Annotated in this window: 6 protein-coding genes; 4 read left to right on the top strand and 2 right to left on the bottom strand. The window is 77.1% G+C overall.

Translation table 11 applies throughout. The features are described 5' to 3' along the window. From IE287_RS08190 to IE287_RS08180, 3 genes are all read left to right on the top strand, one after another. A complete protein-coding gene (locus tag IE287_RS08190; RefSeq protein ID WP_189848254.1) occupies window positions 1-1296 on the top strand; it encodes an MFS transporter in 1296 nt (431 codons plus the stop codon). Window positions 1297-1452: 156 nt separating this feature from the next. Continuing rightward, a complete protein-coding gene (ddaH, locus tag IE287_RS08185) occupies window positions 1453-2265 on the top strand; it encodes a dimethylargininase (protein WP_189848253.1) in 813 nt (270 codons plus the stop codon). A gap of 352 nt (window positions 2266-2617) precedes the next feature. Continuing rightward, window positions 2618-2827: a hypothetical protein gene (locus tag IE287_RS08180; RefSeq protein WP_189848252.1), complete on the top strand. Its 210-nt coding sequence runs from the start codon at window positions 2618-2620 to the stop codon at window positions 2825-2827. A gap of 71 nt (window positions 2828-2898) precedes the next feature. Here the strand turns inward: IE287_RS08180 and IE287_RS39070 are convergent, their stop codons facing one another. Continuing rightward, on the bottom strand, window positions 2899-6000 hold the full coding sequence (locus tag IE287_RS39070; protein ID WP_189848251.1) for an AfsR/SARP family transcriptional regulator: 3102 nt from the start codon (window positions 5998-6000) through the stop codon (window positions 2899-2901). Between the two features lie 343 nt (window positions 6001-6343). On the opposite strand from IE287_RS39070, the gene IE287_RS08170 reads away from it, so the two are divergent. Further along, window positions 6344-7378: a hypothetical protein gene (locus IE287_RS08170; RefSeq protein WP_189848250.1), complete on the top strand. Its 1035-nt coding sequence runs from the start codon at window positions 6344-6346 to the stop codon at window positions 7376-7378. A gap of 52 nt (window positions 7379-7430) precedes the next feature. On the opposite strand, the gene IE287_RS08165 is transcribed toward IE287_RS08170, so the two are convergent. Further along, window positions 7431-8414: histidine kinase (locus IE287_RS08165; protein WP_506004966.1), on the bottom strand; the 984-nt coding region annotated here is incomplete at its 5' end.

Below are 8414 nucleotides of genomic sequence, written 5' to 3'. Positions count from 1 at the left end.
ATGACCACCACCTCCGTCAGCCCGCCGTCACCGCCGGCCGAGTCCGCCCCGCCCCGCGGCCGCTGGGGCCTGTGGGCCCAGGCGAACTTCCGCAAGCTGTGGATCGGCGAGACCACCAGCGGTCTCGGCACCGCCGTCGGGAACGTCGCCCTCGCCCTGGTCGCCGTCGTCACCCTGGAGGCGTCGCCCTTCATGGTGGGCCTGCTCACGGCCTCCGCCTGGGTGCCCTGGCTCTTCCTCGGGCTCCTCGCCGGAGCCTGGGTGGACCGCTGGCCCCGGCTCAAGGTGATGCTCGTCTGCGACCTGCTCCTGCTGCTGCTCTTCGGCAGCGTCCCGGCCGCCGCCTGGCTGGGCCTGCTCACCATGGCGCAGCTGGTGGTGGTGGCGCTGCTCGCCGGCGCGGTGAAGGTCTTCCTCTCCACCGCGAACGGCGCCGTCCTGCCCACCCTCGTCGCCAAGGACGACCTCCTGGAGGCGAACGTCAAGCTGCGGTCCGGCGACGCGGCGGCGGAGATCGCGGGCCCCGGCCTCGCCGGTCTCCTCTCCCAGGCGTTCGGCGCCGTCAGCGGCCTCGTCGCGGACGCGGTGACCTATCTGGTCGCGGCCGTCTGCGTGGGCTCCATCAAGGCCGAGGAGAAGCCCCCGCCGGTCGCCGGACGCCGCGGCATCCTCAAGGAGATCGGCGAGGGCGTGCGGTTCCTGGTCGGCGATCCGTACCTGCGCACCCTCGCGAGCTTCGCGGCCGTCGGCAACCTCGGCCTCAACGGCATCCAGGCCGTGCAGACGATCTTCCTCATCCGCAGCGTGGGCGTCTCGCCCGGCGGCGTCGGGGCGGTCTTCGCGGTCGTGTCGATCGGCGGGCTCGCGGGCGCCGCCCTCGCCGGAAGGATCGCCCGCCGCTTCGGGACGGCCCGCGGACTGCTCCTGTGCGAGCTGGTGGGCGCGCCCTTCATCCTCCTGCTGCCGATGGCGGGGGAGCGGCTGCCGCTGGCCGTGAGCGCGGTCGCCTGGTCGGTCGCCGTGTGCGGCGTCATCGCCGGGAACGTCATCGCCGGCAGCTTCTACCAGGCCTACTGCCCGCCCGAGATGATCGGCCGGATCCGGGCCAGCGCCTCCACGGTGAACTTCAGCGCCATCCCGGTGGGCGCCCTCCTCGGCGGCTGGCTCGGCGAGGCCCTCGGCGCCCGCACCACCCTGTGGATCATGGCGAGCGTCCTCCTCTCGGCGGGCGCGGTCCTCCTGGCGAGCCCCCTGCGCCGCATGCGCAGCTTCCCGGAGCGCCCCGGGTCCGCCTGACGCGCCCGCCGCCCCCCCCGCCGCCCGGCGGGCCCGGTGCGGCCGGGCCGGCGCCCCTCCCGCCCGCGCCCCGCCGCGCCTCCCCTCCGTACCTCCGCAGGTCCCTTCCGCACCTCCGCACGGTCCACCCTCACCCCGCCTCCACCGGAGTCCGCCATGACCCGCGTCGCCCGCCCGCGCCGCTTCCTGATGTGCCGTCCGACCCACTTCGACGTCAGCTACGCGATCAACCCCTGGATGGACCCGGCGAAGCCGGTCGACACCGGCCTCGCGGTGGCCCAGTGGGAGCGGCTGTACGAGCTCTACCTCGGGCTCGGGCACCGGGTCGACCTGATCGACCCGGTGCCCGGCCTGCCGGACATGGTCTACGCGGCGAACGGCGCGACGGTCGTCGGCGGGCGGGTCCTGGGCGCGCGGTTCCGCAACGCGGAGCGGGCCGCCGAGGGCCCCGCCTATCTGGAGTGGTTCCGGGCCCGCGGCTTCGCCGTGCACGACCCGCTGCACGTCAACGAGGGCGAGGGCGACCTGCTGCTGACCGGCCGTCACCTGCTGGCGGGCCGCGGCTTCCGCAGCGTCTCCGCCGGGCACGCGGAGGCGCAGGAGTTCCTCCGCCGGCCGGTGATCGGCCTGGACCTCGTCGACCCGCGCTTCTACCACCTCGACACCGCGCTGAGCGTGCTCGACACCGACGAGGTCATGTACTACCCCGGCGCCTTCTCGGAGGGCAGCCGGGAGGTGCTGCGCCGGCTCTTCCCGGACGCGCTCCTCGTGGAGGAGGCCGACGCCGAGGTGTTCGGGCTCAACGCGATGAGCGACGGGCTCCACGTGGTCCTGCCGGAGGCGGCGACCGGGGTGGCGGCGAAGCTGCGCGCGCGGGGTTTCCGCCCCGTCGGGGTGGACCTGTCGGAGCTGTTCAAGGGCGGCGGCAGCGTGAAGTGCTGCACGCTGGAGATCCGCGAGCCGGCCTGATCCCGCCCCGGGCGACGCCGGCTCCCCGCCCCGGGCCGGTGCCGGGCCGTCGATCGACGCCCGCGTCGCCCCGGGTCCCCGTCGATCGACGCCCGTGTCGCCCCGGGGTCCCCGTCGGCCGACGCCCGCGTCGACCAGGCGTTTCGTCGGTCGAGGCCGCAGGCGGCATCCGGTCGGCTCCCCGGTCGACACCCGGTCGACGCCCCGATCAACGGCGTCGGTCGACGGACGGTGCTCTCACGTCGATCGGGTGTTGAACGTGCCTTGCGATGCTCCTCCTGTCAGCCCGGGAAGCACCGGGAGATCCGCACAGAACCCCTTCCCACCAGGGAAGACGTCCTAGGGAGCAGACATGGCGAAGCGTTCCGACCTCCTCGGTGCCACCCGGATCCGCCTGGCCGTCGCGAGCCTCGGGCTCGGCGCGGTGCTCGCCCTGGGCGTGGCGGGGACGGCGATGGCGGACGGCGCCGAGGCGGGCCCGGCCGGGGGCGTGGGCACCAGCCAGGCCGAGCCCACCCCCACCCCGACCGCCAGCAAGGACTGGAACAGCACCGGTTCCTGAACCGGGTGCCACCGGGCGGTGAACACCCCGCGCGGAATCGTTTCTCCGAGGTGTGGTCCCCGGCGAGGGCCTCACGGATCCACGAGCGCCGGCGCCGCCGGCCCCGCCAGCAGAGCGGCCACATCGGCCGCCTCCGGCAGCCCGAGCCGGACGAAGATCCCGCGCGCCTCGCACAGCCGCTCCTCCGCCTCGGCCCCGCGGCCGAGCTCCGCCAGGGAACGGCCCAGCACCACCAGGGCGTGCGCCTGGTCCCGCTCCGCCCCCAGCTCCTCGCAGAGCGCCAGCGCCTCCCCGGCGTGGGCGAGCGCCTCGTCCGCCCTGCCGAGCGAGCGCAGACTGTCCGCCAGCCGGTAGCGCGCGTGCGCCGTCCGGTCCCGCAGCCCCGCCCCCGTCGCCACCGCGAGGCACTCCCGGAACCAGGTCACCGCCTCCTCGTGCCGCCCCAGACCGTGCAGCGCGAGGCCCAGCACGTACAGCGCGTAGGCCCGCCCCGCGTCGTCCTGACGGGTCCGCAGTTCGGCGAGCACCTCGTGGCAGATCTCCACCGCCTCCTCCGCCCGCCCGCTGCGCACCCGCGCCAGCGCCGCGTTCACCGTCGTCACCAGCGCCCCCGAGCGGTGCCCCAGCGCGTGGGCGAGGAGCAGCGCCTCGTCGTAGTGGTCCACCGCCTCGTCGTACCGGCTGAGGAACTGGCAGATCAGACCGAGGTCGTTGAGCGCCTGGCGCAGGATCACCGTGTCCCCGGCGGCCCGTGCCGCGTCCACCGCCCGCCGCGACGCGTCCTCCGCGGCCTCCAGCCGCGTCGCCGCCAGGGCGACGTTCCCCCGCAGGAAGTGCGCCCGCCCGGCGGCCCGCACGTCCCCGTGGCCCGTCGCCGCCTCGGCCAGCGCCGTCGCGGTCGCGGCCAGCTGACGGCTCGGCGGGGTGAGGACGAACGGGGTGAGCGCGATCAGCAGGTCGATCGAGGCCCGCAGCGCCGCGGCGTGCGGCCCGTCCGCCGGCCCCGCGCCGCCCGCCGGCACCACCGCCGTGCCCGCCTCCGCGGCGACCTGGGCCGCCAGCGCCACCGCTCCGGCGCGCTCCGCCGCCGTCCACTCCCGGGCCGCGTCCCGCCCGGTCAGGGGCACCCCGGGGGAGCGCGCCGGACCGAGCGCGCCCGCCGCCGGGTCCCCCGGCACCGCGTACTGGAAGGCGGTGCAGGCCGTGGCGAGCAGATGGTCCAGGAGCCGGTCCCGGGCCGCCAGGGTCTCCGCGGCGTCCGCCCCGTCGAGGGCGCCGGTCCCGCCGGCCGCAGGCCGCCGCCGGGCGAAGGCCCGCAGCAGGTCGTGGTAGCGGTACCGCCCCGGGAACGGCGACTCCACCATCGCCACGTCGACCAGGGCCTCCAGCAGTTCCTCGGCGTCGTACTCGTCCAGGTCGAGGAGGGCCGCGGCGGCCGGCAGGCCGATGTCCGGCCCGTCGACCGAGGCCACCAGCCGGAACGCCCGCGCCTGGTCGGGCGTGAGCTGCCGGTAGCTGAGCTCGAAGGCCGCCGCCACCGCGAGGTCGCCGATCCGCAGTTCGTCGATGCGCCGCCGCTCCACCTGGAGGCGGCGGCTGAGCGTCTCCACGCTCCAGCCCGGCCGGGCGGCCAGCCGCGCGGCCACGATCCGCACCGCGAGCGGCAGGTGACCGCAGGCCACGACCAGCTCCACCGCCGCGTCCCGCTCGGCGTCGAGCCGCTCCGCGCCGATCGTCCGCCCCAGCAGGTCCAGCGCCTCGGCCGGCTGGAAGACGTCGAGGTCGACCTGGACGGCGGCCGGCAGCCCGGCCGGCCGGGTGCGTCCGGTGGTGAGGACCGCGCACCCGGCCGAGCCGGGCAGCAGCGGCCGGATCTGCGCCGCGTCCTTGGCGTTGTCCAGCACCAGGAGCAGGCGCCGCCCGTCCACCACCGACCGGAAGAGCGCCGAGCGCGAGTCCAGGCCGTCGGGCACCGCGTCGCCCGGTACGCCCAGGGCGACCAGGAAGCCGCTCAGCACGGCCTCCGGATCGGCCGGCACCGGGTCGGACCCGCGCAGGTCCACGTAGAGCTGCCCGTCCGGGTAGGCCTCCCGCACGCGGTGCGCCACGTGCAGGGCCAGCGCGGTCTTGCCCACGCCGCCCATGCCCACCACGGAGGCGATCACCAGGGCCGTCGCCGACGGCGTCCCGAGCGCCTCGCCGAGCACCCGCATCGGAGCCGTACGCCCTGTGAAGTCGGCCGCGTCGGGAGGGAGTTGCGCAGGCCGCGGGGGAGCGGCCGCGGGTCTCTCCCGGTCCGGGCGCTCCGGCCCCGGCCGGGGTTCGGCGTCGTCGGCCGCGACCGGACCGCCGTCGCCGGCGGGGGCCTCCCGGACCGCCTCCGGCCCGTCCGCGGGCCTCTCCTGCCGCGGTGGGGAGGGCTCGGCGGGCCGCCCCGCGGGCTCCTCCGCACCGCGCGGCTCCGCCGTCGCCGGCGCGGCCAGCGCCGGGTCGCCCTCCAGGATCCTGCGGTGCAGCCCCTCCAGCTCGCTGCCCGGCGCCACCCCCAGCTCCGCGAGGAACAGCTGCCGCACGCCCCGGAAGACCGCCAGCGCGTCGGCCTGCCGGCCCGCCTGGTACAGCGCCCGCATCAGCAGCCCGTACGCCCGCTCGTGCAGGGGGTGCTCGGTGGTGAGGGCGGTCAGCTCGGGGATGCAGCGCGAGTACCGGCCCAGCGTCAGGTCGAGGCCGATCCGCTCCTCCAGGAGGGTCAGCCGCAGCTCTTCGAGCCGCTGCCGGTGCCGCTCGGCGAACGGACCGGGGATCCCCGCGAGCGGTTCGCCCTGCCACAGCTCCAGCGCCTGGTTGAGCAGGTCGCGGGCGCGCAGCGGATCGGCCCGCGCGGTCCGCTCCGCCTCCGCGGCCAGCGCCTCCGCCTGCGCCGCGTCCACGGCCAGCTTCGGCAGCGCCAGACGGTAGCCGTCGCCCATCGACACGAGGACGCTCGGGACGGGCCGGCCGGCCGGCTTCGCCCCGGCCCCGTCCTCCGGCGCGTCCAGCACCTTGCGCCAGCGCCACGCGTAGGTGCGGACGGTGGTCATCGCCGCGTTCGGCGGCTCCTCGCCCCACAGCGCGGCGATCAGGTCGGTCGCGCTGGCCGCGTAGCCCGGCCGCAGCAGGAGCACGGCCAGCATCGCCTGTTGCTGCGGACTTCCCATCCTCAGTGCGGTCGGGCCCCGGTGGGCCCGCATCAGACCGAGTAACGAAAAACGGAGATCGCCCACGTTCTGCTCCCCCAACCGGCCCGGAACAGTGCAGCCGCCCCGTTCGGCGCACATGTCGGAATCTGTGGCCCCTTTTAACCACAGCGCCGCACCCGGTGTCGAGAGCGTGTTGAGCCTGTGGTGATCAGGCGTTGAACCCGGCCGGTGACAATTTCCGTGCCGCGGACAGGGGGGAGCGGCCCCGTCGCCCGCGGCCCGTCCCTCGCCCGCCGGCGGAGCCGGGCCTGACCACGCGAACCGGAGGCGGACGCCCGTGAACACCACCGCACTTCTCTACCGGCTGCTCGGCACCGATCCGGCCGCCGGGCCCGCTGAACTGCTGCACCGCGCCCGCGGCGCCCGGCACCTGCCCCACCTGGTGCTGTCCTCCCTCGACCGGGACGGCGTCCGGATGGGCGGGCCCGCCCGGGCCGAACTCCGCCGGGCCCACGACCGCGCCGCCCACTACGCCCGGCTCGCCGAGGAGCTCGCCGTCTCCACCGGCGTCCGCGCCATCCGCGGCCTCCCGCTGGCCGGTTACTACCCCTCCGGACTGCTCCGGCCGCTCGACACCCTCGACCTCGTCGCCCCGGACGAGGCGGCGCTCTGGCAGGCGGTGGTCCGGATCGTCACCGACCACCCCGTGGAGCGGATCGACGTCTCGCTCTTCGGCACCCACCCCCACCACACCGCCGTCACCCTGCGCTGGCCGGCCGAGGACCCGCTCGCCGACCCGTGGTTCCGGGTCCACCTCACCACCGCGGCGCTCCCCGGGGACGGCGCCACCGTGCCGGTCCGGCCGTTCCTCGTCGCCGAGGAACCCGTCGAGTGCCTCATCGCGCTGGCCGAGACCCGGCTCCACGGCTCCCGGGGCACCCCGTGCCCCGTCACCGTCCTCGACCTCGCCGGTCTCGCCGGCCGCTCCTTCGAACCGGCCGAGACGGCCGCGGTGCTCGCCGCCTACCGCCTCGCACCCGAGGCCGCCGAGCTCCTCGACCACGCCGACCGCCACCTCCCGCTGGGCCGGCTCGCCGAGGTCCGCACCGCCCTCGCGCCCGAACTGGCCCCGGAGCACCGCCGCCGCGCCCGGGCCGCCGACGCACACCGCCCCCCGGTCCGCCGGGGGGTCCTGCTCCGCCGCACGGTCATCCGCCACAGCTGGGACGAGGCGCGGCTCCTCACGCCCACCCCGGAGACCGCGCTGCTCCTCACGCCCGTCGCCGACTACCTCCTCGCCCCGACCCCGGCCACCTCCCGCACCCGGGCGACGGCCCTCCGGGCCCTGCACCACTGGGACACGCTCTGTTGACCCGGCACGCGTCACCGGCCGGCCCTCCCGCGGGGGCGGCGCCCGGCCCGTCTCAGGCGGAGTGGCGCCGGATCCTGGCCAGCAGGCGGACGATGCGCTCCTGCGCGGCGTCGTCGGAGGGGGCGGGTTCCGGCGTCCGCCGCACGCCGCCGAGCGGGTAGGGGGGCAGCGGCTCCCGGCGGGGGACCGGAGGCTCCAGGGGCGGGTGCGGGAGCGGGACGACGTACGGCCGGGAGCGGCCGGCCGACGGTGTGGGGAGGGAGGAGGGCACGGCGGCCACCCGGTCGCGGCGGGCCTCGACGGCCGCGCCGATGATCCAGGAACCGGCGACCGGGGCCCGGAACTCCCGGGGGACCGGGGCGCGGCGCGCGGCGGGGACGGGCGCCGGGGCGGGGGTGTGCGGGATGCGGACGACGTGGGTGAGGCCGACGCCCTCGGCGTGCGCCCGCGAGGTGAGGACCCCGCCGTGCGCCTCGACGATCCCGCGCGCGACCGCCAGGTGGGCCGGGTCGTCGACGGCCCGGGGGCCGCAGATCTCGATGCGCAGGTCGGCGCCGCGCACGGCCGCCGTGATGACGACGGTGGTGTCCGCCGGGGACACGGCCGGACCGTGTGGGCGGGCCGCGCCCGAGGAGGTGACCCCGGAGGCGTCGGCGATCAGGTGGGCGAGGGCGGTCGAGGCGCGGACGGGGTCGAGGGTGACGACGACGGGCGGCGCGTGGACGGCGAACCGGGTCCGGTGCGGACCGGTGAGGGCGGCGGACTTGTCGATGCCGGAGTTGACGAGCGTGCCCAGCGTGGTGGGGTGCCGGGCGAGGGCGGGCAGCGGCTCCGGAGGCCGGGGCCCCGGGTCGCCCGCGGCGGCCGGCTCCGGGGCCTCGTGCCGTGACGCGGCGAGCGCGGCGGTCAGCCGGGCGTGGCGGGCGGCGAGCGCCGCGTACCGCTCCGCCTGCTCCTCGCGCTCGGCGGCGTGCCGCTCGGCCCGGTCGGCGAGTTCGGCGGCGTGCTTCTCGACGAGCTCTTCGTGGGGGCGGCG

The organism is Streptomyces omiyaensis, from assembly GCF_014650895.1.
Taxonomy (GTDB): Bacteria; Actinomycetota; Actinomycetes; order Streptomycetales; family Streptomycetaceae; genus Streptomyces; species Streptomyces omiyaensis.
This window is presented reverse-complemented; position numbering and strand designations above follow the sequence as displayed.

What these genes read in the sequence shown, in the direction of transcription:
- IE287_RS08180 (WP_189848252.1), top strand. Translation starts at nt 2,618, where the DNA reads ATGGCGAAGCGTTCCGACCTCCTCGGTGCCACCCGGATCCGCCTGGCC.
- ddaH (WP_189848253.1), top strand. Translation starts at nt 1,453, where the DNA reads ATGACCCGCGTCGCCCGCCCGCGCCGCTTCCTGATGTGCCGTCCGACC.
- IE287_RS08190 (WP_189848254.1), top strand. Translation starts at nt 1, where the DNA reads ATGACCACCACCTCCGTCAGCCCGCCGTCACCGCCGGCCGAGTCCGCC.
- IE287_RS39070 (WP_189848251.1), bottom strand. Translation starts at nt 6,000, where the DNA reads ATGCTGGCCGTGCTCCTGCTGCGGCCGGGCTACGCGGCCAGCGCGACC.